The 23,427-nt window shown below is 66.0% G+C and carries 23 protein-coding genes and 1 pseudogene; 12 read left to right on the top strand and 12 right to left on the bottom strand.

What is annotated here, in order from left to right; all coding sequences use genetic code 11:
* Nucleotides 1-5 precede the first annotated feature (5 nt).
* A complete protein-coding gene (locus tag C448_RS14895) occupies nucleotides 6-419 on the top strand; it encodes a hypothetical protein (RefSeq protein WP_004055945.1) in 414 nt (137 codons plus the stop codon).
* The gene (locus C448_RS14900; RefSeq protein ID WP_004055946.1) at nucleotides 416-928 is read left to right on the top strand and encodes a hypothetical protein; all 513 of its coding nucleotides are present in this window, start codon (nucleotides 416-418) and stop codon (nucleotides 926-928) included. Before C448_RS14895 ends, C448_RS14900 begins: the two co-directional genes overlap by 4 nt.
* Here the strand turns inward: C448_RS14900 and C448_RS14905 are convergent.
* Both C448_RS14905 and C448_RS14910 read right to left on the bottom strand, forming a co-directional pair.
* Nucleotides 925-1,560 (bottom strand): CFI-box-CTERM domain-containing protein, encoded by a 636-nt coding sequence (locus tag C448_RS14905; protein WP_004055947.1) that lies wholly within the window; start codon nucleotides 1,558-1,560, stop codon nucleotides 925-927. The genes C448_RS14900 and C448_RS14905 overlap by 4 nt on opposite strands.
* A 106-nt stretch (nucleotides 1,561-1,666) precedes the next feature.
* Entirely contained in the window at nucleotides 1,667-1,861 is a 195-nt protein-coding gene (locus C448_RS14910; RefSeq protein ID WP_049916386.1) for a hypothetical protein, read from the bottom strand.
* A 113-nt stretch (nucleotides 1,862-1,974) separates the two neighbouring features.
* Between C448_RS14910 and C448_RS14915 the strand changes: the two genes are divergently transcribed.
* The 5 genes from C448_RS14915 to C448_RS14935 all read left to right on the top strand — a co-directional run bounded on the left by C448_RS14915 (nucleotide 1,975) and on the right by C448_RS14935 (nucleotide 7,911).
* The gene (locus C448_RS14915; protein ID WP_049916393.1) at nucleotides 1,975-2,676 is read left to right on the top strand and encodes an SDR family oxidoreductase; all 702 of its coding nucleotides are present in this window, start codon (nucleotides 1,975-1,977) and stop codon (nucleotides 2,674-2,676) included.
* Nucleotides 2,677-2,741: 65 nt separating this feature from the next.
* Nucleotides 2,742-4,100: a sodium-dependent transporter gene (locus C448_RS14920; RefSeq protein WP_049916387.1), complete on the top strand. Its 1,359-nt coding sequence runs from the start codon at nucleotides 2,742-2,744 to the stop codon at nucleotides 4,098-4,100.
* Between the two features lie 72 nt (nucleotides 4,101-4,172).
* Nucleotides 4,173-5,732, top strand: coding sequence for an acyl-CoA carboxylase subunit beta (locus tag C448_RS14925; protein ID WP_004055950.1), 1,560 nt, complete (start codon nucleotides 4,173-4,175; stop codon nucleotides 5,730-5,732).
* A complete protein-coding gene (locus tag C448_RS14930; protein WP_004055951.1) occupies nucleotides 5,732-6,004 on the top strand; it encodes a hypothetical protein in 273 nt (90 codons plus the stop codon). The genes C448_RS14925 and C448_RS14930 overlap by 1 nt, the downstream gene beginning before the upstream one ends.
* 65 nt (nucleotides 6,005-6,069) lie before the next feature.
* Nucleotides 6,070-7,911 carry an acetyl/propionyl/methylcrotonyl-CoA carboxylase subunit alpha gene (locus C448_RS14935; RefSeq protein WP_004055952.1) on the top strand — a complete coding sequence of 614 codons (1,842 nt, stop codon included), beginning with the start codon at nucleotides 6,070-6,072 and terminating at the stop codon, nucleotides 7,909-7,911.
* 48 nt (nucleotides 7,912-7,959) lie between these two features.
* On the opposite strand, the pseudogene C448_RS15740 reads toward C448_RS14935, so the two are convergent.
* Nucleotides 7,960-10,184, bottom strand: a pseudogene (locus tag C448_RS15740) (NADP-dependent malic enzyme).
* A 71-nt stretch (nucleotides 10,185-10,255) separates the two neighbouring features.
* Nucleotides 10,256-11,329 (bottom strand): M24 family metallopeptidase, encoded by a 1,074-nt coding sequence (locus tag C448_RS14945; RefSeq protein ID WP_004055954.1) that lies wholly within the window; start codon nucleotides 11,327-11,329, stop codon nucleotides 10,256-10,258.
* 86 nt (nucleotides 11,330-11,415) lie between these two features.
* On the opposite strand from C448_RS14945, the gene C448_RS14950 reads away from it, so the two are divergent.
* On the top strand, nucleotides 11,416-11,895 hold the full coding sequence (locus C448_RS14950) for a COX15/CtaA family protein (protein WP_004055955.1): 480 nt from the start codon (nucleotides 11,416-11,418) through the stop codon (nucleotides 11,893-11,895).
* A 121-nt stretch (nucleotides 11,896-12,016) separates the two neighbouring features.
* Here C448_RS14950 and C448_RS14955 read toward each other — a convergent pair whose 3' ends face one another.
* The 3 genes from C448_RS14955 to C448_RS14965 all read right to left on the bottom strand — a co-directional run bounded on the left by C448_RS14955 (nucleotide 12,017) and on the right by C448_RS14965 (nucleotide 14,181).
* Nucleotides 12,017-13,489 carry a replication factor C large subunit gene (locus tag C448_RS14955; RefSeq protein ID WP_004055963.1) on the bottom strand — a complete coding sequence of 491 codons (1,473 nt, stop codon included), beginning with the start codon at nucleotides 13,487-13,489 and terminating at the stop codon, nucleotides 12,017-12,019.
* A gap of 63 nt (nucleotides 13,490-13,552) precedes the next feature.
* On the bottom strand, nucleotides 13,553-13,876 hold the full coding sequence (locus C448_RS14960; protein WP_004055965.1) for a DUF5615 family PIN-like protein: 324 nt from the start codon (nucleotides 13,874-13,876) through the stop codon (nucleotides 13,553-13,555).
* Nucleotides 13,877-13,878: 2 nt separating this feature from the next.
* The gene (locus tag C448_RS14965) at nucleotides 13,879-14,181 is read right to left on the bottom strand and encodes a DUF433 domain-containing protein (RefSeq protein WP_004055966.1); all 303 of its coding nucleotides are present in this window, start codon (nucleotides 14,179-14,181) and stop codon (nucleotides 13,879-13,881) included.
* Nucleotides 14,182-14,271: 90 nt separating this feature from the next.
* On the opposite strand from C448_RS14965, the gene C448_RS14970 reads away from it, so the two are divergent.
* Entirely contained in the window at nucleotides 14,272-14,871 is a 600-nt protein-coding gene (locus tag C448_RS14970) for a GNAT family N-acetyltransferase (RefSeq protein WP_004055968.1), read from the top strand.
* Nucleotides 14,872-14,926: 55 nt separating this feature from the next.
* Entirely contained in the window at nucleotides 14,927-15,541 is a 615-nt protein-coding gene (locus tag C448_RS14975) for a hypothetical protein (RefSeq protein ID WP_004055979.1), read from the top strand.
* On the opposite strand, the gene C448_RS14980 is transcribed toward C448_RS14975, so the two are convergent.
* Nucleotides 15,496-15,981, bottom strand: coding sequence for a GNAT family N-acetyltransferase (locus C448_RS14980; protein WP_004055981.1), 486 nt, complete (start codon nucleotides 15,979-15,981; stop codon nucleotides 15,496-15,498). The genes C448_RS14975 and C448_RS14980 overlap by 46 nt on opposite strands.
* A gap of 65 nt (nucleotides 15,982-16,046) precedes the next feature.
* Nucleotides 16,047-16,679 (bottom strand): metal-dependent hydrolase, encoded by a 633-nt coding sequence (locus C448_RS14985; protein WP_004055983.1) that lies wholly within the window; start codon nucleotides 16,677-16,679, stop codon nucleotides 16,047-16,049.
* Nucleotides 16,680-16,760: 81 nt separating this feature from the next.
* Here C448_RS14985 and C448_RS14990 point away from each other — a divergent pair, with 81 nt between their 5' ends.
* Both C448_RS14990 and C448_RS14995 read left to right on the top strand, forming a co-directional pair.
* Nucleotides 16,761-17,468, top strand: a complete 708-nt coding sequence (locus tag C448_RS14990; RefSeq protein WP_004055985.1) for a helix-turn-helix domain-containing protein — start codon at nucleotides 16,761-16,763, stop codon at nucleotides 17,466-17,468.
* A gap of 48 nt (nucleotides 17,469-17,516) precedes the next feature.
* Nucleotides 17,517-18,071 (top strand): sugar O-acetyltransferase, encoded by a 555-nt coding sequence (locus tag C448_RS14995; RefSeq protein ID WP_004055987.1) that lies wholly within the window; start codon nucleotides 17,517-17,519, stop codon nucleotides 18,069-18,071.
* Nucleotides 18,072-18,092: 21 nt separating this feature from the next.
* Here the strand turns inward: C448_RS14995 and hmgB are convergent, their stop codons facing one another.
* From hmgB to C448_RS15010, 3 genes are all read right to left on the bottom strand, one after another.
* Nucleotides 18,093-19,427, bottom strand: coding sequence for a hydroxymethylglutaryl-CoA synthase (hmgB, locus tag C448_RS15000; protein ID WP_004055989.1), 1,335 nt, complete (start codon nucleotides 19,425-19,427; stop codon nucleotides 18,093-18,095).
* Nucleotides 19,428-19,539: 112 nt separating this feature from the next.
* On the bottom strand, nucleotides 19,540-20,763 hold the full coding sequence (ilvA, locus tag C448_RS15005; RefSeq protein ID WP_004055991.1) for a threonine ammonia-lyase: 1,224 nt from the start codon (nucleotides 20,761-20,763) through the stop codon (nucleotides 19,540-19,542).
* A 4-nt stretch (nucleotides 20,764-20,767) separates the two neighbouring features.
* On the bottom strand, nucleotides 20,768-23,272 hold the full coding sequence (locus C448_RS15010; RefSeq protein WP_004055993.1) for a GcvT family protein: 2,505 nt from the start codon (nucleotides 23,270-23,272) through the stop codon (nucleotides 20,768-20,770).
* Between the last annotated feature and the right edge of the window lie 155 nt (nucleotides 23,273-23,427).

Here is a 23,427-nt window from a genome sequence, read left to right on the forward strand (position 1 = left end):
CACGCATGGCCGACACCGAAACGAGCGAACTCGATGCCCTGTTCGGCGTGCTCGTCGCCTACCGACTGCTGATCTACTTCGGCGGCTTGCTCGTCATCGGCTCGCCGCTGCTGTTCGGGGCGCTCGGCATCGAACTCGCTGGGACCGTGCGGGTCGTCCTGGTCGTCGTGACGCTCGCGGTGATGATCCTCACCTACATCGGCGAGCGTCGCGTCGGCTTCGAGGGTGCGCAGGCCGCGCCCGCCGGCGAGACGTATTCGCTACGGATGCGCCTCGCGCTTGCGCTCGCCGTCGCCGGCATTGCGATCGGCGTCTACGTCGCTCTCGAAGTGAACACGGTCGCGGGGCTGCTGTTCATCGCCGGAGCGTACTTCTTCGGCTATCTCGGCTATCGCGGCGGGCTCGGGGAGGAGGCGTGAGCGACGAGCTCGACCCGGCGGCCTTTGAGGAGCTCCCGAGCACCGACATCGCAGTCCACTACCACGTCCACTACGGGATGGCCGGCTCGTTCCCGCTGCGTCTCGCGGACCTCTTCTTCGCCGACGACGGGCTGCACATCGCCGAATACGCCTACATCACGCCGCTGTTCGGGCTCGGCACCAGAAAACACCGCCGCGAGTCGCGGGGCATGCAGGCGATCTACGACCATCACGGCCTCGACGAGGTGCTCCTCCAGGCCGATTCGGTCACGTGGCTCGCCTACGACGCCATCGAGCGCGTTCGCCTCCACGACGGCGGCCGGCTCGGCCGCCCGAAACTCACCGTCTCGACCGACGAGGACTCGTACGCCTACCGTATCCACGACGAGGACTCCGCAGAACTCGCCGCCGAAATCGAAACGTGCGCCGACCGTCACGGCTTCCGCGTCGAGACGGTTTCTGGGGTGGGTTTCTCGCCGATCGAGAACGTCAGACGATTCCTCCCCTAACGGCGCTCCCGAAATCGGATGGCGAGATGGCCGACGGCGGCGACGGCGACCCCGACGACGTACAGCGCGACCAGCGCTCCGGTGAGGACCGCCCGCCTGACAGAGGAAGCACGCATCCGTCGGCGGGCGAGCGTGCCACACTTCCGGACCAGCCAAGCCACCAGCCGTGTCGTCCGTGCTCCAGGATGGCGCGCGAGCGTGGCCGCGATCGGCGGGCTCACCGCGTCGTAGGTCGCGACGAGCGCCCGCCCGGGGAGTGACCGCGCGAGCGCGTCGTCGCGGAACCCCCGCAGCGCGTCGAGTGCCGGCCCCTCGCCGGCGGTCGCCGTCGTGATGAAACACATCGAGTGGTGTTGGGTCACTGCGACGCGACTGAGATCGTCCTTGGCGTAGCGCGTCGTCGCCCCGTCGGGAAACGACGATTCCGGCGAGACGAGAAACGCCACCGAGGACTGTTTGAGGTAGACGTCACCGTGATCGTGGTACTCGTCGCTCCGGGTGCGGACGCTGACGTGCTTCTTTCGGCCGTCGCCCACCGCGGTCGGTCCCGTTTCGACGGCTGCGGATTCGTCGCTGGGCGACGTGTCGTCAGCCGAACTGTCGGCGGCTTGCTCCGCATCGCCGTCGCTCATGTGTCGGGTTCGTCACGGATCCGCAAATCGTTTCGGGCGTATTCCAGCACGACCAAGACAGTCGGTCGGCGATTCGCTCGATCGTCCACGCCGATGGCAGTTGCCGTCAGGGACGGCGCGGCGGGGCGAACAGTCGCTCCTCGATCGGCCGACCGCCCCAGCGAGCGAGATAGCCGTAGGCGAGCAACGCGAGCGCGATGCCGGCCGCGAGCGGGTAGACGCCCGCGATGGCGAGTTTTCCCGTCAGCAACACTGCTGCGCAGAGGATGAGATACACGAGTATCTCGGGTGGAGACAACATTGCGAGCGCTCGGACACAGAGCCGTAAAACGACGCCGTCTTCGAGCGTCCACCGCCGTCGCTCGGCACGGCCGCTGGCATAGATTTATGTAATTTGCGATTCATCTCATGGGCATGCCGACCGACTTCGATTTCGACGGAGAGGTAGTGCTCGTCACCGGCGCGAGCGGGGCGCTCGGCAGCGGCATCTGCGCGGCGTTCGAGAGCGCGGGTGCGACCGTCCACGCGACCGATCTCGTCACACCCGACGATGACGACTCGCTGCTCGACGCCGACTGTGAGTTCCACGAGGCCGATCTCACCGACGAGGACGACGTCGAACGCGTCGTGAACGACGTCGTCGAGGCAGAGGGGCGACTCGACGCGCTCTGTAACATTGCCGGCACCTGGCAGGGGGGCCAGCCGATCGACGAGACGAGTAATGATGAATTCGAGACGCTGTTCGATATCAACCTCCGGACGATGTTCCTCGCGTCGAAACACGCCATCCCGCAGCTCCGCGAGACCGAGGGCGCGATCGTCTCGGTGTCGGCGAAGTCGTCGCTGGAGGGTGGCGAGGGCGACGGCCCGTATCGTGCGGCGAAGGCCGGCGTGCGCCTGTTGACGGAGACGATCGCCGCGGAGAACCGTGGCGAACTGCGTGCGAACGCGATCATGCCGAAGACGATCGACACGCCCGCCAACCGCGAGATGCTCTCGGGCGATCCCGACGACTGGCCAACACCCGAGGAGATCGCCCCGGTCGTCTGCGCCCTCTGTAGCGACGCCACGGGCGTCACGAGCGGCGCGGCCGTGCCCGTCTACGGCGAGGCCTGATTGGAGAGCCGGTCACACGCGAGCGTTTCACGAAGGTTTTTAACTGGGGCGGAACCCCCTCAGCTATGGCAGAACGTGAAACATGGGCCACGAGGGTGGGATTCATCCTCGCGGCCATCGGCAGTGCCGTCGGACTGGGCAATATCTGGCGCTTTCCGTTCCAGACCTCCGCGAACGGCGGCGCGGCGTTCCTGGTCGTCTATTTGCTCGCCGTGTTGCTCATCGGGATCCCCGTGCTCCTCGCGGAGTTCGTCATCGGCCGGCGAGCCAACACCAGCGCCATCGGCGCGTTCCGGAAGCTCGGTCGCCCGGGCTGGTGGTTCGTCGGTGCCGTCGGCGTCATCGCGGCCTTCTGGACGCTCTCGTACTACAGCGTGATCGGCGGCTGGGTGATCCGATACATCGGCGGGAGCATCACCGGCGGTGCGCTCGCCGCGCCCGAGTCGTATTTCGGCGCGATTTCGGTCGGGCTCCCCTCGGTCGGCACCCACGCGATCTTCATGCTGATCACCATCGGGATCGTCGCGCTCGGCATCGAGGACGGTATCGAGCTCGCGACGAAGGTGATGGTGCCGGCCGTCGTCGTCATGCTCGTCGGCCTCGCGGCCTTCGCGGCGACGCTGCCCGGCGCGAGCGAGGGGTACGCCTTCTTCCTCAACCCGAACCTCGACACCATCATCGCCAACGCCGGCACCGTCCTGCCCGCGGCGTTCGGCCAGGCCTTTTTCTCGCTGTCGGTCGGGTTCAGCGTGATGATCACCTACGCCTCCTATCTCGGCAAGAACGACAGCCTGCCGGTCGATGGCGTCACGATCGGCATCTCGAACACCATCATCGGCGTTCTCGCCGGCCTGGTCGTCCTCCCGCTGCTGTTCGCCCAGGGCGTCGAACCCGGCTCCGGCGGGCCCGGTGCGGTGTTCGTCGCCATCCCGACGGCGCTCGCCGAGCTGCCCGGTGGCGGTCTCGTCGGGCAGGCGGTCGGCGTCGTCTTCTTCGGCGTCATCCTGATCGCGGCGCTGTCGTCGGCGATCAGCCTGCTCGAAGTCGTCGTCGCCTATCTCGTCGACAACTACGGCTTCTCGCGGCTGCCGACGGCGGCGGGGATCGGCGCGGCGATCTTCCTCCTCGGGATCCCCTCGGCGTGGGAGACCGCGTGGCTCGACTGGTTCGACGGCATCGGCGTCACCCTCCTGCTGCCGATCACCGTGCTGTTCGTCGTGCTGTTCGTCGGTTGGGTTCTCGGCCAGGACGCGATCGACGAACTCACCGACGGGTCGGGCATCGGCTCGCTCGCCCCGATCTGGCTGTGGGGGATTCGGACGTTCATCCTCGCGGTGGTCGTCATCGTCGTCGCGATCAATCTCTGGGATCTGCTGGCCACGCCCGACACGGGCTACTACATCGTTCCAGGTCCCTTACGGTAATCATCGTTCATCGGAAGACCCTTTTTCGCTGCCCGACCACGCCCGGTATGCACGGTCACGGGGGGACGACTCATGACTGACGATACCGACACCGATCCCATCGCCGACCTCCGCGAGCGCAAGCGCGCTGCCGAGCTCGGCGGTGGCGAGGAACGCATCGAGTCTCAACACGAGAAGGGGAAGCTGACCGCCCGCGAGCGCATCGATTACTTCCTCGACGAGGACACGTTCCACGAGTTCGACCAGCTCCGCACCCATCGGAGCACGAACTTCGACATGGACGAGCGGGAAGTGCCGGGCGACGGCGTCGTCACGGGCTACGGCGAGGTCGACGGCCGGACGGTGTTCGTCTTCGCCCACGACTTCACCGTCTTCGGCGGCTCGCTAGGCGAAGTGTTCGCCCAGAAGGTCTGTAAGGTGATGGACGAGGCGATGGAGGTGGGCGCGCCGATCATCGGGCTGAACGATTCGGCAGGTGCGCGTATCCAGGAAGGGATCGATTCGCTGGCGGGCTACGCCGAGGTCTTCCACCGGAATCAGCAGGCCTCCGGCGTCGTCCCGCAGATCTCGGCGATCATGGGCCCCTGTGCGGGCGGCGCGGTCTACTCGCCGGCGATCACCGATTTCATCTTCATGGTCGAGGAGACCAGCCACATGATGATCACCGGACCGTCGGTCATCGAGACCGTCACCGGCGAGGAGGTCTCCTTCGAGGAGCTCGGCGGGGCGGCGGCCCACACATCCGAGAGCGGCGTCGCCCACTTCGCCGAGAGCGACGAGAAGGAGGCGCTCGACGACATCAAGCGGCTGCTCTCTTATCTCCCGCAGAACAACGTCGAGGACCCGCCGCGCGTCGAGCCGTGGGACGATCCCGACCGCGAGGACGAGGAGCTGCTCGATCTCGTCCCGGACTCGCCGCGCAAACCATACGACATGACCGACGTCATCGGGCGCATCGTCGACGAGGGCTCGTTCTTCTCGGTCGCCGAGTCCTACGCCCGCAACCTCGTGACGGCCTTCGCGCGCCTCGACGGCCGATCGGTCGGTGTGGTCGCCAACCAGCCCCGGTTCAACGCCGGCACGCTCGACATCGATGCCTCGCTCAAGGGTTCGCGGTTCGTCCGCTTCTGTGATGCGTTCAACATCCCGATTCTCACCTTCGTCGACGTGCCCGGGTTCATGCCCGGCAAGGAACAGGAATCGGGCGGCATCATCAAACACGGCGCGAAACTCCTCTACGCCTTCTCCGAGGCGTCGGTGCCGCTGCTGACGACGATCACGCGGAAGGCCTACGGCGGCGCGTACGACGTGATGGCATCCAAACATATCGATGCGGACGTGAACTACGCGTGGCCCACGGCCGAGATCGCCGTCATGGGGCCGAAGGGAGCGGTCAACGTCCTCTACGACGACGAACTCGATGCGGCCGACGACACCGACGCCCGCCGCGACGAGCTGATCGACGAGTACCGCGACACCTTCGCCAACCCCTACACGGCCGCCGAGCGCGGCTTCGTCGACGACGTGATCGAACCCCAGGAAACGCGCCCGACGCTGATCGAGGACCTCGAAATGCTGTCGAGCAAACGCAAACAGACGCCGGAGCGCAAACACGGCAACATCCCGCTGTGATGGCATCGAACCCGTCCCGCGACGAGCTCGCGGCGGCGATCCCCGACGACGCCGCCGACGACGAGGCCGCCGCCATCGCCGCCGCGATGAGTGCCCACCTCGCCGACCGCGAGCGCGCGGCGCTCGACGGCGCGGACGAGACCCCATCGTGGGCGGGCGAGCGCTGGGGGTTCGCCGGTCGCCTCCATGCACTCGGCGGGCGCTCCGCTCGGGTGACGCTCGGCGCGCCGACCGATCCCTGGAGCGCGGCCGGCCGGGTCGACCGACTGTAAGCTCGCCGACCGCTGTGAGTTCATGCGGATAGATTTATCACGGAAGTCCCGGTATTGTCGATAGAATGTTCGAGAAGGTCCTCGTCGCCAACCGCGGGGAGATCGCCGTGCGCGTGATGCGCGCCTGTGAGGAACTCGGCGTCGGCACCGTCGCCGTCTACTCCGAGGCCGACAAGAACGCCGGCCACGCTCGCTACGCCGACGAAGCGTACAACGTCGGCCCGGCGCGGGCCGCCGACTCCTACCTGGACGGCGAAGCGATCGTCGAGGCGGGCGAGAAGGCCGGCGCGGACGCCGTCCATCCGGGTTACGGGTTCCTCGCCGAGAACGCCGACTTCGCCGCCCGCGTCGAAGACAGCGAGATGACGTGGGTCGGCCCATCGAGCGGATCGATGGAGCAACTCGGCGAGAAGACGAGCGCGCGAAAGGAGATGGCCGCCGCCGACGTCCCCACGGTACCCGGCACCGAGGACCCGGTCGAGTCGGCCGACGAAATAACGGAGTTCGCCGACGAGGCGGGCTATCCGGTCGCGATCAAGGCCGAAGGCGGCGGTGGTGGGCGCGGGCTGAAGGTCGTCGAGAGCGAAGGCGAAATCGAAGACCAGTTCGAGAGCGCCCAGCGCGAGGGCGAGGCGTATTTCGACAACTCCTCGGTCTACGTCGAGAAGTTCCTCGAATCGCCGCGCCACATCGAAGTCCAGATCATCGCTGACCACCACGGCAACGTCCGCCACATCGGTGAACGGGACTGTTCGCTCCAGCGCCGCCAGCAGAAAGTCATCGAGGAAGGCCCGAGTCCCGCGCTCACCGACGACCTGCGCGCGGAGATACAGGAGGCTGCCCGGCGCGGGGCCGACGCCGCCGACTACTACAACGCCGGCACCTTCGAGTTCCTGGTCGAGGACGAGGGCCGCAACGAGGACGGACTGCTCGACGAGGGCAGTAACTTCTATTTCCTCGAAGTCAACACACGAATTCAGGTCGAACACACCGTCTCCGAGGAGCTGACGGGTATCGACATCGTGAAACAGCAGCTCCGGGTCGCGGCCGACGCGGAGCTCCCGTTCGCTCAAGACGACGTCGAACTCGACGGCCACGCGATCGAGTTCCGCATCAACGCCGAGAACGCGGCCGAGGAGTTCGCGCCCGCGACGGGGACGCTCGAAACGTACGATCCGCCCGGCGGCATCGGCGTTCGCCTCGACGACGCGCTCCGACAGGGCGACGAGATCGGCGGCGATTACGACTCGATGATCGCCAAGCTGATCGTCTGGGGCCAGGACCGCGAGGAGTGTCTCATTCGGAGTCGGCGCGCGCTCGCGGAGTTCGGCATCGAGGGGATCACCACCATCATCCCGTTCCACCGGCTGATGCTCGACGACGAGGCGTTCACCGCCGGCGAGCACACGACGAACTATCTCGACGAGGAGCTCGATCCCGAGCGCATCGACGAGGCTCAGGAGAAGTGGGGCGCGGACGAGACCGATGACGAGGACGAGGACGAGGAGGTCACCAAGCGTGACTTCGTCGTCGAAGTCAACGACAAGCGCTTCGAAGTCAATCTCGAAGAGCACGGCGCACCGCCGGTGCAGGCGAGTTCCGGCGGGAGCGGCGGCAACACCCAACAGCTCAGCTCCGCCGGCCCGAGCGGTGGGGGCGACGACGGCGGGAGCAGTAGCGCGAGCACCGCCGAGGGCGAGCAGGTCACCGCGGAGATGCAGGGGACGATTTTGAACGTGAACGTCGACGCGGGCGACGAGGTCGCCGCCGGTGACGTGCTCTGCGTGCTCGAAGCGATGAAGATGGAAAACGACGTCGTCGCCTCCCACGGCGGCGAGGTCGTCGAGGTCACCGCAACCGAGGGCGAATCAGTCGACATGGGCGACGTGCTGGTCGTTCTCGACTGAATCCGATCGAAACCCGTTTCGGCGGCGAAAAAACCCGCTACCGGCGGATCAGTTCTCGATGCCGTTCTCTTGGGCGTCGACGACGGCGACGCTGGCGAGATTGACGATGTCCTTGACCTCGTCGCCTCGCTGGAGGACGTGAACGGGTTTGTCCNCCGCTGGAGCAGTTTGTAGCCGATGTTGCCAGCCTCCAAGTTCGGGAAGACGAGGACGTTGGCGGGTTCGTCGAGTTCGGAGAAGTCGTAGGTGCCCTCCAACATCTCTTCGACGACGGCGGTATCGGCCTGCATTTCGCCATCGACGGGGAACTCCACAGCCGAGTCTTCACGAAGCTTCCGTGCGGCCTCACGCGGTTTGCGCGTGCCCTCGTTGTCGACGCTGCCGAAGTCCGAATAGGACAGCAGGGCCGCCCGCGGTTCGACGTTGAACCGCCGGGCCAGCTCCGCGGTGTGTTGTGCGGTTTCGGCGAGGACGTCGGTGTCAGGGTCCTGGTTGACGGTCGCGTCGGCGCAGAAAATCACCCGGTTTTTGAACGCGAGCATGTAGACGCCGGCCGCGTAGTTCGCGTCGTCGGCGGTACCGACGATCTGGAGCGGCGGGCGGAGCGCGGATGGGTAGTCGTGCATCAATCCGGTGAGCATGGCATCGGCGTCGCCCATCTCGACCATCACGCTGCCGAGGTAGTTCTTCTCGCGAGCGAAGTCCGCGGCTTCAGTTCTGGTGATCCCCTTGCGCTGGCGCAGCTCGTGGATCCGATCGGCGTAGGGCTCGAGGTTTGCCTCGTCGGGATCGACGATCTCGGGATCGAACGCCAATCCGAGCGAATCCATCGTCTCCCAGATGCGTTCGCGATCGCCGATGAGAACGGGGTGGGCGATCCCCTGATCCTCGATCTGGTGGGCGGCGCGGATCATCTTCTCGTCGTCACCCTCGGCGAGGACGAGTCGTTTCGGCTCGGATTTCGCTTTGTTCAACACAACACGCATCATCTCGCGGGACTTGCCGAGACGGGCTTCGAGTTCCTCGGTGTAGTCGTCGATATCGACGTCGCTACGGGCGGCCCCGCTATCGATGGCGGCCTGCGCGACGGCGGGCGTGATCTCGAACAAGACTCTGGGATCGACGGGTTTTGGGATGATGTATTCGGGGCCGTATCGGAGTGGCTGATCGCCGTAGGCTTTCACGACGGCATCGGGAACGTCCTTGCGAGCGAGTTCGGCGATCGCGCGGGCGGCGGCGACTTTCATCTGTTCGTTGATCTCGCTGGCGCGAACGTCGAGCGCGCCCCGGAAGATGAAGGGGAAGCCCAGCACGTTGTTGACCATGTTGGGGTAGTCCGACCGACCAGTAGCCATAATGACGGTGTCGTCGCGAGCGGCTTTGGCGTCCTCGTAGTTGATTTCGGGGTCAGGGTTGGCCATCGCGAAGATGATCGGATCGTCGTTCATCGAGCGGACCATCTCCTGGGAGACGATGCCGCCGACCGACAAGCCGACGAAGACGTCGGCGTCCTCGATAGCGTCCTCCAAACTCCCCTCGGGGACGTCACGAGCGAATTCGGTTTTGAACTCGTTGACGTCACCGTGAGACGCGCGCTCCTCGGTGATGATCCCCGTGGAGTCGCACATCGTGATGTTCTCCTTTCGTGCACCGAGCGAGAGATAGAAGCGTGCGGTGGCGATCGCGCTCGCACCCGCACCCGAGAAGACGATCTCCAGGTCGTCGAGGTCTTTTTCGGCGATATCGCTGGCGTTCAGCAGTGCGGCCCCACTGATTATCGCGGTCCCATGTTGGTCGTCGTGGAAGACGGGGATCGACATCGACTCGCGGAGGCTCTCTTCGATCTCGAAGCACTCTGGGGCTTTGATGTCTTCCAGATTGATGCCGCCGAAGGTGGGCTCCATCGCTTCGACAGTCCGGATGATCTCCTGGGGATCGTCCTCGTCGAGTTCGATGTCGAAGACGTCGATGTCGGCGAACCGTTTGAACAGGACGCCTTTGCCCTCCATAACTGGTTTGGAGGCCTGTGCGCCGATATCACCCAATCCGAGAACGGCTGACCCATTGGAGACGACACCGACCATATTCCCTTTGGCGGTGTAGGTGTAGGCGTCGTCGGGATCGTCGTGAATGTGATTACATGGAGTGGCGACACCCGGAGAATAAGCCAGCGAGAGATCGCGCTGGGTGCTGGTGGGTTTGGTCGTCGAGATCTCGATCTTGCCGGGCGGGTCCTCACGGTGGTAGTCGAGTGCGTCTTCGTCCAGTCCCATGTCTACCGTCACGGCCGACACCACTAAAAAACCAACCGAAACCGATATTCGACGACTGACGAACTCGGTCGTTACGGGCCGAGGTCGTGGCGGACGATCGTTTCGCCATCGACCTCGATCTCGCGAGTCGGCCAGTCGCCGGTCGCCGTCAGCGTCTCCAGCCCTTCGTCGATCAGAACGGTATCCTCGCTTTTCGCGCCCTGTACCGTCGGATTCCACGCGTACGCCATCGGGGCCTCGATCGCTGCATCGCTGTCGGGCGTCGCCCGCCACTCCCGACCCGCAAAACCGGTAGCACCGCCCTGATGATGGCGTTCCCACTCGTCGGGGTGGCCGACGGCCGCGTAGGCGTCCTGTATTTCTCGGAAGACATCGCTGGCGGTGCCACCTTCTTCGACGAGTCGTTTCGTCGCCGCGATCGCAGCCGCCTCGACCTGCATGGCGGCCTCGTGGCGCGCAGCGAGCCAGTCAGGTGGATCGAGGGCGATCGTTCGCGTCGCGCTCGCGTGGAGACCATCGCGCTGTGCGGTGATCGACACCAGCGCGTAGCCGCCGATCTCGCCCTTCGTCGGCGGGAAATGGCGATAGCTCGGCGCGCGCTCCTCGCCGCCGACGAGGAGGACCGGCGTCTCGATCCCGCTGGCGACCAGTCTTTCTCTGAGCCGTGCGGCGACCGATCGCTCGGTATCGGATCGCTCGACGGTTCGACAGACGTCTTCGAGGGCGGTCGCGGCCTCGTGCCCGAGCGCACGATAGCGCTCGATATCGGTTTCCGTGAGCGGCGTGCGGAGTCGAGTGGCGGCCACCCGCTCGGCCCCCGGAACCGCGAAATCGGCTTCGAATGGGGTGGACGATCGCTTGGCGAGGGCTTCGCCGAGCGAGCGATCGTACCACGGAAACGTCTCGACGGGAACGTCATCGAGCGCCTCGTTTCTGAACCGCGGTGCTTCGTTGTTGCTGGTGAGAACGTGGAGAGAGCCGTCGTAGCCAGCCGCCGCGACGCCCACGCGCGCCTCGCGGTCGACGACGTTGCTCGCGCCGGTGAGCCACGCGAAGTTCGACGGGCGGGCGAACCAGACCGCTTCGCAGTCGGTTCCGGCGAGATACTCGTCGAGACGGGCGACCTTTTCCGGGTCAGTAGTCACGGATGTCCATCGGGCGAGCGACCCAAAACGGTCGCGGCCGCGGCGAGTCGAACAGACGTAAGTACCACCGCCCCCAACCCTCGGCGATGGTTCGATTCCGCCACCTCGCTGCCGTCACCACGGGGATGACGTTCGCGCTCATCCTCCTCGGCGTGTACACCGCCGCCGCGGGCGCGGGTCTGTCCTGTGGGGCCAACTGGCCGCTCTGTAACGGCGGCGTCTTCGGGCTGTTCCCGGCGAACTGGCCGAGCTTCATCGAGTGGTTCCACCGACTCGTCGCGATGATCACCGGCTTCATGATCCTCGGAACGACCTACGCCGCCTGGCGCGGTCACAAGAGCCGCAGAACTCGCCTCGCCAGCACGGTCGCGCTGGTCGTCCTCCCCGTCCAGATCCTGCTCGGCGGGGCGACTGTCACGACCTACACGGCGCTCGTCCAGGTAACTCACCACGCCGCCGCACTCGTCATCTTCGCCGCGCTCGTGGCGACCACCGTCTGGGCCTACGAATCACCCGACGAGGCCCGTACGAGCAGCGATACTGCCGCCGCGACGACCGCCGACTGACGACGTTCGGTTCGTGCTGTCAGTCCAGATTTCGTGTCGTCAGATCTCTCACCGGGATCGAAATGTCCGTACACCGACTATGTACAGTCGTTCTTCGTACAAACCTCCGATAGCTCCGGGATCAGGAGAAATCGCCGAGACCTGACTGGGAGTCGTCGGACTCCTCGGGATCGTCCGCGCTCTCCTCGTCGGTCGAATCTTCGTCGCCAGCCGTGCTCTCTCCGTCCATCACGCCACTTTCGCCCGATCCGTCGGGATCGTCCGACTCGTCGCTCGTGGTTCGCGTCGCACCCTCGAATGCGCCTTCCGAGCCCGCGACGGCGGCCTCCTCGCCGCGCTTCGTGGCATCCTCGACGATCGACTGGACCTTGTTGGTGTCCTCGCCGCTGCCGGTGACGAAGGCGACGTGTTCGGCGTCCATGTCGTAGCGGGCGGCCATCGACACCGTGAGTTCGCGGTTCGTGCAGTGGTGGGTCATCGTCGCGAGGAACGGCATGATCTCGCGGCGGGCATTCGCCATGCTCGTGCCGCTCGTCGTGGCGATCTTCCGGGCGATGTAGTCGCGTTTGTCGCGAGTGGCCCGCGAGCGCCCGAGTTTCGACCAGTAGCTCGGCGGGCCGTAGCGCGTCCAGCCGCCCTTCGACTCCCGGCGCGAGGCAGCAACGCCGGCGGTCATCGCGTCGCCGGCGTACCGCCAGTACGAGTAGTTCTGTGTGGCTCGCACGCGCCCGAGCCAGCGATCGGCGTTCGCCAGGTTGTCGAAGGCGTCGGCGAGCTCCGCCCCCGCGTAGTCCTTGGGGACGTTGTCCTCGATCCAGTTGATGAGATCGTCGGGCGTCTCGTCGACGTCGTAGGACGACCGAAGCGCACCCTCGGCGTCCTCCTCCTTGATGAGCGCGTCCAGGAAGTCGAAGATGCCGGTGGTTTTGTCGCGATCGCTCGTCACCACGTCGTCAACGGTGAGTGTCTCGGCGCTCTCGGCGAGTGCCTGGAGATCGTTGACAGCACCCCGCAGGTCGCCGCTGTTGCGCTCGGCGATGGCGTCGAGCGCATCGTCGTCGTATGCTACGTCCTCGCGTCGGCAGATGTCACGGAGCACGGGGAGGATCGAGCGCGCAGAGACGTCGCGGAACTCGATCGTTTCGCAGGCGTTGCGGAGGCTCTTCGACATGTCGTAGAACTCGTTGGCGATCAGAACCATCGGCTGGCTGGCCTCCTTCACCAGCCCCGTGATGGCCCGCGAGCCGCCGCGATCGACGTTTCCGTGGAGGTTGTCGGCCTCGTCCATGATCACGAGCCGCCGGCCGGCGCTCCCGCCCGTCAGCGTTCCCGATTTCGCCGCCTCGCCCGCCACGCGCTCGACGACGGATTTCGTGCGCTGGTTCGAGGCGTTGAGTTCGATCGTCGGCCAGTCCATATCGGCCGCGAGCGCGTGCGCCGCCGAGGTCTTGCCGACGCCGGGCGCGCCGTGGAGAACGATCGCCTCCCGATGCTCCTCCCACGTCTCGGCCCACTCGGCGAACGCGTCGCGGGCCTTGTTGTTGCCTCGGACCTCGGAGAGCGTCGATGGACGATACTTCTCGGTCCAATCCATTGCCGGCGCTACGGACGAGTCGCGTTTAGTGGTTGCGAACGGTCTCCCGAAGATCGGCCCGGATTACAGCGAGGACAGCCAGATCGGATCGGCATCGGCCGGATCGAACGCCATCGATTCGATGCGAGAGATGGCCGCACGAACCTCGTCACCGGTCATGTCCTGTGGGGCGACGAACACCGGAGCGCCAACATCCCGACCGCTGAAATCCTTCACGTCGGTCGAGAGAACCGCGACGTCCTCGCGTTCAGCGTGTTCGACGATTTCGACATCGGTAGCCGTCGGTCCGAGGCGTTCCACGTTTCGGCTGTACGTGACGCCGTGGCCGTCGCCGCGGAGTGCCGAGACGTACGCGTTCGGTACGTTCACGTCGGCGAGAATCCGCACGATCAGTCGGCTCGCTTGCCGGCCTCTTCCTCGCTGCGTTCGAGCAACTCGCGCGTTCGGCGCTCGCCGTCGCGGCGGGCGGTTGCAGCCTCGCGTTCGCGCTCGCGGAACCGCTCGCGATGGTCGTAGTAGTACGCGAGCGCGTGAAAGACGTCGGCGACCGGAACGTCGTACTCGCCGGCGACGACGTGTGCGCTCTCGCCGGCGTCGATGACGCGCCGCTTGAGATCGACGACGGTGATGCGCGTCCCCTCGATGCGGGGATCGCCCGAACGGACGGCATCGTCGCTGACGATGGTCGTCATGGCCCCCCGTACTCGGCGTGCGCTGTTAAGCGCTTGGCCCGCCCGATCACCCGGGCGAACGCTTTTGTCCACATGCTTGCTGTCGGACGTATGTTCCCCGAACGCATCGAGACCGACAGATTGGCTCTCGAACGGTTCTCGCACGAGAACCTCGATCTGTTCGAGTTCTACGAGATCTGTTCCGACGCCGACGGCGAGGAAGCGATGGCCGAAGTCACCGAATACATGCCGTGGGACCCCCACGAAACGGTCGCCGAGTCGAAGGAGTTCATCGATCGCTGTGAGAAACAGTGGGACGAGGGCGAGGCCGCGACCTACGTCATCCGCCCGCGCGAGAGCGAGAACGGCGCCGGTAAATTCGCCGGCGCTGGCGGGCTCACGATCGACTGGGATCGGCGCACGGGAACGCTCGGCACGTGGCTCCGCAAGCGCTTCTGGGGGCGTGGCTACTCCGGCGAGCGCGCCGCGGCGCTCATCGAACTCGCTTTCGATCGACTGGACCTAGAGGTCGTCGCTGTCACCCACCATGTGGACAACGAAAAATCCCGACACGCGGTCGAGAACTACGTCGAGGCCCACGGTGGACGTCGCGAGGGACTGCTCAGAAACTGGCTCCCATACGACGAGGAAATCGCCGACGAGTACCGCTACACCATCACGCAGGACGAGTACCAGGACGCGACGGGATAAAGCGCCCGTTCGACCCGCCGGAAGCTACTTTCCACGGGGCTTCGAGAGGTGGACGATGACCGGCGCGAGCGGTCGACTGATCGCCCGGCTCCCGTTCAGGGCGGGCGCGCTCGCCGGCGCTGCGGCCTACCTGCTCGGCTATCTCCTCACCTATCTGCTGACGATTTCGCGCGTTCGCTCCGAGCTCTCGCGGCTGAACGTCGACGCGACGCTCTCGCTACTCGGCGGGAGCGGCGTCGCACCGTGGAAGGTCACGGGCTGGTTCTTCTACGGCGCGCACTTCGTCGACGTCTCGGTCACGAGCAGCGCGATGGACCTCTCGACGGACGTCGTCGAGGTGAGCGCCGGCGGCTGGCGCACGCTGCTCTTCGCCCTTCCGCCGCTACTCCTGCTCGTCGCCGGTGCGCTCGCTGCACACCGCGTCGGTACGAGGCGCGTTTCGGTCGCCGCGGCCGCGGGCGGGACGATCCTGCCGGGCTACTTCGCGCTCGCGTTCGTCGGGGTCTTCCTCACCCAGATCACGGCCGTCATCGCGGCCGTCGGCCCGAATCTCACGCCCGCGCTCGTGGCGGGAGTCGTCTATCCGCTCGTCTTCGGCCCGCTCGGTGGTGCCCTTGTCGCCGTTCAGAGATCGCGGGCGCGTAGCTCGCCCCACGACTCGAACCCGTGACGGGCGTAGAGCCCGCCAGCGGGACCGTTCTCGCGATCGACGTCGAGCATGATGCGATCGAGCGGCAGCTCCTGATCGCGGGCACAGTCGTAGGCCGCCGTCATGAGATCGTCGGCGAGATCGGTCCCTCGCGAGGATTCGCGCACGTAGAGTTCGTTCAGGACCGCCGCATCCCAGATCATCGCCAGCTCTTCGGGCAGGACGAAGACGTAGCCCGCGAGGTCCGTTCCATCAGCGGCGACCGTAACGCTGTCCGGGTCGCGCTCGACACACCGCGCGACCCAGTCGAGATAGCGCTCGCGGTAGTCGTCGGTGAGTTTCCCGCCGTAACTGTCGGCCTTCTCCTCGCCGCCGAGCGCCCCGAGCTCGTGCTCGAATCGTTCTTTGAGCTCCCACAGCCCTGCGGCATCCGTCTCCGGGTCGTACGGTCTCGTCTCCATGAGCGCGCTTCGCCCACCGAGAAATTATGTGTTCCGTCGGCCCCATGTCCACGAACCGGATCGAGTCAGCGCGTCTCCCACAGCCGCACCGTGAGAACGAAACCGCTCGTCAGGAGCAACAGTAGCTGCCAGCCCGACTGTGCGACGGGAAAGATCCGCTCGACGGCCTTCGACTCCGCCCCTCTCGTGGGATCGACGCCGCTGTTGATGTGGACCTGCTCCGTCGAACCGCGTGCGGCCTCACCCCCGCCACTCCCGCCGAGATCGACGAACGTCTGGACGAGACCTCGATCGTTCGAGAGGATGAACTCGCCCGACAGCTCGTAGAACTGGTCGTGGAGCGGGTAGAAGAGGTTCACGCCGCCGGCGACGAGATCGAGCCCGATCGACGCGAACGCGACGGCGGCGATCGAGACCCAGGCGACCCGCACCCCGCGGGCGTGCCAGCGCCGGCGGACGAACGATCGTTTCCGTATCCGTGTGTCGTAGGCGAGCAGCGCCGCGCCGGCCAGCGGCAGGAGGAGGGTGTGGAGCGCCGACCGATGACCGCCCGGGATCAGGAAGCCGGCGACGACGTCGAGATCGGGCACGATCGTGGCCGCGAGCACGATCGCCACCGCGCGGCCGTCGAACCGATCGCCGAGCAGCCCCGCCGCGAGCAGTCCAGCGAGCGCGCAGTGGACGACCGTCGATGGCACAGGATTCGGATTCGACGTACCGGGAAATAGCCCTTGCGGCGATGCCAGCAGGCTTTTGCGCGAAACGGGCGAGACACGGCCATGACCGAGCGCACGCGGCGGGATCTCGCCGGGAAGATCGCCGGCGATGTCGTCCTGAGCGACGATCCCGGCGCGACGATCCGCAAGTGGCGAACGGACTTCGACGTCGCCCAGACGAGACTCGCCGACGAGCTCGACGTCTCGGCGTCCGTCGTGTCGGATTACGAGAGCGGGCGGCGGCAGAGCCCCGGCATCGCGATCGTCCGTCGCGTCATCGAGGCACTACTCGACATCGACGAGGCGCGCGGCGGCGAACACCTCCGGCAGTACGCCCGCGTTCTCTCGGCGGGCTTCGAGGGCGACATCGTCCGCGACCTTCGGGAATATCCCACGGCGCTCGACACCGGGGAGTTCTACGACGCCATCGGCGCGACAGAGATCGTCGCGGGCACCCAGCAAAGCGTCGCCGGCCACACCGTCATCAACTCCATCGAGGCGATCACGCGACTCTCCTCCGAGGAGTTCTATCGCCTCTATGGCCAGAGCACGAATCGCGCGCTCGTGTTCACTGGCGTCACCCACGGCGAGGGCGCGCTGGTCGCGCTGCGGGTGGTGACGCCGACGCCGAGTGCGGTCGTGCTGCACGGGCTCGATCGCGACGATCTCTGGGAGCACGCGCCGACGCTCGCCCGTGCCGACGGCTTCTCGCTCGCGGTCGCCGACGGCGAACTGGAGGCGATGCTCGAAACGATGGGCGACCTTCCATAGCGGATCGAACGCCACGTTTTATTCCCGAACCGTGAGGAGCGGCGATCGATGCCCACCGAGAAGACGAAGATGCAAAACGGGGATCCGTACGATCCCAGTGACCCCGAACTCGTCGCCGAACGGGAGCGTGCACGAATGCTCACCCGCCGATACAACGAGAGGGCGGACGGCGACGACCGCCGAAGCGATCTGCTCCGGGAGCTTCTTGGCTCGGCGGGCGAGGAGCTCCACGTCGAACCGCCCGTTCGATGCGATTACGGCTCTAACATCCACGTCGGCGAGAACTTCTACGCGAACTTCGACTGCGTTGTCCTCGACCCTTGTCGCGTCGATATCGGCCACGATTGCCTGCTCGGCCCCGGCGTTCACATCTACACCGCGACACATCCGCTCGACCCGCCTCGACGACGCTCCGGGATCGAATACGGCAAACCGGTGTCGATCGGCGACGGGGTTTGGCTCGGCGGTCGGGCGGTCGTCAATCCGGGCGTCACGATCGGCGACGATGCGGTCGTGGCTTCGGGCGCGGTCGTCACCGAGGACGTTCCTGCCGACGTCGTGGTACAGGGCAACCCGGCAACGGTCGTGCGAGAACTGGAGTGATCGTGAACCGGTCGAACGGCGCTATTCGACGTAGCGGTAGGTCCGCTCGTCCATCGGGCCGGGGCCGTCGCGGACGAACTCCTCGCTCGGGGTGGTGAACGCGTCGATGTCGATCTCCTTGTCGTGGTTGTGGACGTCGTGGATCTCCTCGTACTCCTCGAAGGAGATGTCGCGGCGTGCGGCCAGCTGCTCGTCGATGTCGAGCGCGTCGATCTCCTCGGTCCAGTTCTCTTGGACGGTTTCAGCGTGGATCTCGGCCTGTGCGCCGCTGCCGTAGGAGCCAAGCAGCAGCGATTTACCGGTCATGTCGATACCCGCCTCGCGGGCACTGCGGAGCGCGCTCGCGCGGGCGATGTGGACCGAGCCGGTGTACCAGTTGCCGACGTGGCGGGCGATGTCGAGCGTCGGCTCGATCGTATCGTCGTACCACGCCGCGTACGCGTCGGTTTCCTTCAGCGCGTCCATGTAGTCACGGACGGCATCGTGGTACTGTGCTTCGTCGTCGAACCCGTCGGGCCGGGGCTGCTCGCCGATCGCCGACGCGAGATCCGCCTCGATCTCGGTGTCGCGGATCATGTGGCGGTAGCCGAGCAGTGCGGCCTTCCTGACCATGCCGGGGAACGGCGTGTGGAACGGGATATACTCGAACTGGTCGGGATGGGTCTCCTCGGCGACGCTCTCGTAGTCCTCCAGAGCTTCGCGCATCCGTGCGAGGTAGACCTGGACCGAGCGCTTACCGTCGACGCTCGGGAACTGCTGGTTCGGTTTGAGGAAGTCGGTTTCATCGGCGCTGCCGAACCCCTGTTCGACGCTCATTGTGACGAGATCCGGATCTTCGGCGATGAGCATCGCCACCGCGCCCGCGCCCTGGGTGGCCTCGCCGGCGTCGCCGCGCGCGTAGAGGGCGGTGTCGGTGGCGATCACGAGCGCCGCGCGGCCACGATTGCGCCCGGCGCGGATCCAGTTGTAGGCGTCGTCGAGGCTCTGTGTGCCCGCGATGCAGGCGAACTTGCGCTCGCCCTTGTTCGCGTGGTGGAAGTCCTCGTCGTAGACCTGTTCGAGACAGCCCGCGACGTACGTCGAGACGGGTTTGGCGTTGTCGAAGGCGCTCTCGGTGGCGACGTCGATCCGACCGATGTCGTCGGGTGTCAGCCCCTTGCGCTCCATCAGTTTGTGCGCGGCGTTCGCGCCCATCGTCACGATGTCCTCCTCGACGTCGGGGAACGAACTCGCGTGGAGGCCGAGCCCCTTCGTGAACTTCTCGGGCTCCTCGTCCAGCGCGGGCGCGAGCGTCTCCGCGAGGTCGAGCCTGAGCTTTCCGGCGTGGATGGCGACCGCGTCGATGCCGACGTTCATGCGTTCAGTAAGTGGCCACGAGATATATGATTCCGTCGACTCTGTTTTCGTCGATCGTCGATCATCAATCGTCGATTTCCCGCAATGACCTCCTGCCGATCGCTACGACGGATCAGGCGTTCTCGTGGCTGACCTCGTAGCCGCGATCGCGGATCGATCGGATGACGGTGCGCGCGTGGCCGGTGCCGCTGGTCTCGATCTCGAAGACGAGGTAGGCCTCGCCGACGTCGAGTTCGGGCACCGAGCGATCGTGACGCACGTGCCGGATGTTCGCGCCGTGGTCGGCGATGATGCTCGACACCGTGCCCATCTCGCCGGGGCGGTCGGTGATGCGCACGCGCAGGCGGAGGATCTGCTCGCGGTCGGTGAGCGCGTGGATCAACACCGTGCGCAGCATCGTCATGTCGAGGTTTCCCCCGCAAAGCAGCGCGAACACCGTCTCGCCCTCGACGTCGAGATCGTCGCTCAGGAGGGCGGCGACCGACGCCGCGCCGGCCCCCTCGACGACCTGTTTCGCACGCTCCATGAGCAGGAGAAGCGCGCGGGCGATCTCGCCGTCGGTCACCGTAATAATTTCGTCGACGTGTTCCTCGATGAGCGAGAGCGTGAGCTCCGAGATCCCACCGGTGGCGATCCCGTCGGCGATGGTGTTGACCGAATCGAGCGTCACGGGGATCCCCTTGTCGAGGCTGTCGGGCACCGTCGCGGCCCCTTCGGCCTGGACGCCGACGACGCGAGTCCCCGGCGAGAGCTCGTTCATCGCCGTCGCGATGCCCGAGATCAATCCGCCGCCGCCGATCGGGACGATGACCGTATCGACGTTGCAGTCCTCGTACATCTCGATCCCCAGCGTTCCCTGTCCGGCGACGATCGCGGGATCGTCGTAGGCGTGGACGAACGCCGTCGCATCGTCGTCGACGAGCCCCTGGGCGTGATCCATCGCCGCCTGGAAGTCCTGACCGACGAGTTCGACCCGCGCGCCGTAGCCACGCGTCGCGTCGACTTTCGCCTGCGGGGCGGCCTTCGGCATCACGATCGTGGCGTCGATGCCGAGTGTCGTCGCCGCGAGCGCGACCCCTTGGGCGTGGTTGCCGGCGCTCGCGGCGACCACGCGCTCGGTCCCCCCGTCCTCGACGAGCTGTGCGATCTTGTTGTACGCACCCCGCGTCTTGAACGAGCCGGTCCACTGGAGATGTTCCATCTTGAGGTGGACCTCGCTGTCGGTCAGCTCGCCGAGCGACGTGCTCCGCTCGACGGGGGTTCGTTTGACGACCGACTCGTCGTCGAGACGCTCGCGGGCCGCCTCGATGTCGTCGTAGGTGACTGACTCGTTCATCGAACTACCCGCGCATCCGTTCCATTTCGGGGTCGAACAGCGGCTCGTCGCGCACCGTCGCCGCGTAGCGCTCGCCCTCGTAGCGCACGTCGAGCGACGTGCCCGCGTCTGCGTACTCGGTCGGCAGGTACGAGTAGACGATGCCCGCGTCGATGCTGTAACCGTAGCCGGCGCGACAGCCGTAGCCGATCACGTCCTCGCCGTCGAGGATCGGATGACCCGAATCAACGACCATTCCCGATGCATCGAGCGTGAGCGGAGTAAGCTTTCGGTCGACGCCTGCCTCGCGCGCCGCGAGCAGCGCCTCCTTCCCGATGAACTCGGTATCGGTATCGACCGCGAAGCCGATCCCCGCCTCGTCGGGCGTGTATTCGGGCGTGACGTCCGTGCCCCAGAGCCGATAGCCCTTCTCCAGACTCGTCGAGGCGAGCGCTTCCCAGCCCATCGGCACGATCCCGTGCTCTTGGCCCGCCTCCCAGACGGTGTCCCAGAGCCGCGCGCCGTACTCGGTGGGCGTGTAGATCTCCCAGCCAAGTTCGCCGGCGTACGAGAGTCTGAGCATCGTCACCGGCAGGCTCTCCAGGTAGGTCTCTTGCACCGCGTAGAACGGGAATTCGTCGTTCGAGAGGTCCGCCTCGACGAGCGGCCCGAGCAGCTCCCGTGCTTCGGGCCCCCAGACGCCCACTCCGGAGCGGCTCGAATCGTGGACCGTGATCGAGAGCGATTCGGGTGCGTGCTCGCGGATCCACCGCGAGTGAAGCGTCGCGGAGTTGCCGCCGCCCGTCGTCAGTAGATACCGATCCCGATCGAGCCGCGCGACGGTCAGATCCGCGAGGATTCCGCCGTCTTCGTTCAGCATCGCCGCGTATCGCATCCGCCCGACCGGACAGTCCATGTCGTTTGTCAGCAATCGTTGGAGGAACTCCATCGTGCCCTCGCCGGCGATCTCGATGCCGGTGAACGTCGTCATATCGAACATCGCCACCCGATCGCGGACGGCCTGGTGTTCGACGCCCTGTGCTTTCGACCAGTTGCGCGCGAGCCAGTCGGGTCTGTCGGGCACCTCGTACTCGCTCAAGAGGGATTCGTTCGTCTCGTACCACTGGGGCACCTCCCAACCGTTCGTGTCGTAGAACTCCGCACCGAGGTCGTCCTGTCGGTCGTAGAACGGGCTTCGGCGGAGCGCGCGCTGGTCTTCGGGCTGTTCGCGCGGATGAATCAGCTGATAGACCTCCTGGTACTGCTGGGCACCCCGGCCGTAGGTAAACTCCCTACTGCCGGCGTGGGGCTGGAACCGACTGATGTGGGCGGGGTCGGCGTTGACACGCTCGCCGTCGAGCCGCGGCACGCCCTCGTCCATCCACTCGGCGATGACGCTGCCGACACCGCCCGACTGCGTGACCCAGATGGCGAGCGACCACCAGAGACCGTCCGTCTCCTCGTCCGGGCCGAGAATCGGCATCCCATCGGGGGTGAAGCAGAACATCCCGTTCATCTCGGTCTCCCACTCGACACCATCGAACGCCGGCACGAGTTCGCGTGCGGCGTCGTACGCGCTCTCGTCGTGGTCGGGATGAGTGTTCTCGTAGAAGTGTTCGGCAGCAAATTCCCGGAGCGAGGGATACTCCAATCCGAGGTCATCGAGCTTCTCGGGCCCGTAGATGTCTTCGGGATCGACGAGCAGCGGTTCGTGGTTGTACGACCCTACGCCATAGGAGTCGCCGTGCTGGCGGAAATACTCCGAATAATCCTGATGGCGGAGGAGCGGCTGTTCGATCTCGCGCTCGGCTCCGGCAAGCTCGTCGAGCGGTTCGCTCACGAGGTACTGATGCGAGCACGGCACCAGCGGAATGTCGGTGTCGACCATATCTCCAAAGAGCGGGCCCCAGATGTTCGTCGCCACCAGCAGCTCGTCGCATTCGATGCGGCCGTTCTCGGTGACGACCGCCTGGACCGCCCCGTCGCTCGTCTCGACGTCCGTGACGAGCGTGTCGCCGTAGAACTCATGGCCTACCTCCTGAGCGCGTTCGGCCATCTTCCGCGAGGCATCGACCGCGTGGGCTTTGCCGTCCGTGGGGAGGTGGTAGCCACCGTGGATCACGGTCGAATCGATCTGTGGGACGCGCTCTTCGATCTCGGCCGGCGAGAGCAGTTCGCCGCCGTCGAGTCCGTAGGACTGGCCCCACTCGTACTTTCGCTTGAGGAACTTCCAGCGATCCTCGGTATAGGCGACCTCGATGCCGCCCGACGTCCGGTAGCTGTCGAGATCGGTGTAGAGTTCGCGCGTGTACGCTGCCAGTTCCGTCATCAGTTTGCCGCCGTTGGTCTGATAGACGAGTCCGGGCGCGTGCGAGGTCGAGCCACCGGTCTCGAACAGCGGTCCCCGGTCCAAGACGACGACGTCTTCGCGACCTTGCTCGGCGAGATGGTAGGCCGCCGAACAGCCGACACAGCCCGCGCCGACGACGACGGTCCCCGCGCTCTCCGGTGGTGTGGTCCCTGTGCTCATGCCGTGTGGCTTCCGCCGTCGTGGGTTTAAAAGACGGGGTGGACTACCACAGCCGTTTAGTAGTTACTGACGTGCGGCGAGATGTCTTCAAGACCGCGATGGAACGGTCGCGATTGTGCTCGTCTGGTCGATAGCGACTCTCAGAACACGATCGA

The sequence above is a fragment of the Halococcus morrhuae DSM 1307 genome, assembly GCF_000336695.1.
Taxonomy (GTDB): Archaea; Halobacteriota; Halobacteria; order Halobacteriales; family Halococcaceae; genus Halococcus; species Halococcus morrhuae.

Excerpts from the sequence above, each read along its gene's own strand:
- C448_RS14950 (WP_004055955.1), top strand. The coding sequence starts at position 11,416 with ATGGTTCGATTCCGCCACCTCGCTGCCGTCACCACGGGGATGACGTTC.
- C448_RS14895 (WP_004055945.1), top strand. The coding sequence starts at position 6 with ATGGCCGACACCGAAACGAGCGAACTCGATGCCCTGTTCGGCGTGCTC.
- C448_RS14930 (WP_004055951.1), top strand. The coding sequence starts at position 5,732 with ATGGCATCGAACCCGTCCCGCGACGAGCTCGCGGCGGCGATCCCCGAC.
- C448_RS15010 (WP_004055993.1), bottom strand. The coding sequence starts at position 23,272 with ATGAGCACAGGGACCACACCACCGGAGAGCGCGGGGACCGTCGTCGTC.
- C448_RS14965 (WP_004055966.1), bottom strand. The coding sequence starts at position 14,181 with ATGACGACCATCGTCAGCGACGATGCCGTCCGTTCGGGCGATCCCCGC.
- C448_RS14905 (WP_004055947.1), bottom strand. The coding sequence starts at position 1,560 with ATGAGCGACGGCGATGCGGAGCAAGCCGCCGACAGTTCGGCTGACGAC.
- C448_RS14925 (WP_004055950.1), top strand. The coding sequence starts at position 4,173 with ATGACTGACGATACCGACACCGATCCCATCGCCGACCTCCGCGAGCGC.
- C448_RS14915 (WP_049916393.1), top strand. The coding sequence starts at position 1,975 with ATGCCGACCGACTTCGATTTCGACGGAGAGGTAGTGCTCGTCACCGGC.
- C448_RS14975 (WP_004055979.1), top strand. The coding sequence starts at position 14,927 with ATGACCGGCGCGAGCGGTCGACTGATCGCCCGGCTCCCGTTCAGGGCG.
- C448_RS14970 (WP_004055968.1), top strand. The coding sequence starts at position 14,272 with ATGTTCCCCGAACGCATCGAGACCGACAGATTGGCTCTCGAACGGTTC.
- hmgB (WP_004055989.1), bottom strand. The coding sequence starts at position 19,427 with ATGAACGTCGGCATCGACGCGGTCGCCATCCACGCCGGAAAGCTCAGG.
- C448_RS14920 (WP_049916387.1), top strand. The coding sequence starts at position 2,742 with ATGGCAGAACGTGAAACATGGGCCACGAGGGTGGGATTCATCCTCGCG.
- C448_RS14910 (WP_049916386.1), bottom strand. The coding sequence starts at position 1,861 with ATGTTGTCTCCACCCGAGATACTCGTGTATCTCATCCTCTGCGCAGCA.
- C448_RS14935 (WP_004055952.1), top strand. The coding sequence starts at position 6,070 with ATGTTCGAGAAGGTCCTCGTCGCCAACCGCGGGGAGATCGCCGTGCGC.
- C448_RS14955 (WP_004055963.1), bottom strand. The coding sequence starts at position 13,489 with ATGGATTGGACCGAGAAGTATCGTCCATCGACGCTCTCCGAGGTCCGA.
- ilvA (WP_004055991.1), bottom strand. The coding sequence starts at position 20,763 with ATGAACGAGTCAGTCACCTACGACGACATCGAGGCGGCCCGCGAGCGT.
- C448_RS14980 (WP_004055981.1), bottom strand. The coding sequence starts at position 15,981 with ATGGAGACGAGACCGTACGACCCGGAGACGGATGCCGCAGGGCTGTGG.
- C448_RS14995 (WP_004055987.1), top strand. The coding sequence starts at position 17,517 with ATGCCCACCGAGAAGACGAAGATGCAAAACGGGGATCCGTACGATCCC.
- C448_RS14990 (WP_004055985.1), top strand. The coding sequence starts at position 16,761 with ATGACCGAGCGCACGCGGCGGGATCTCGCCGGGAAGATCGCCGGCGAT.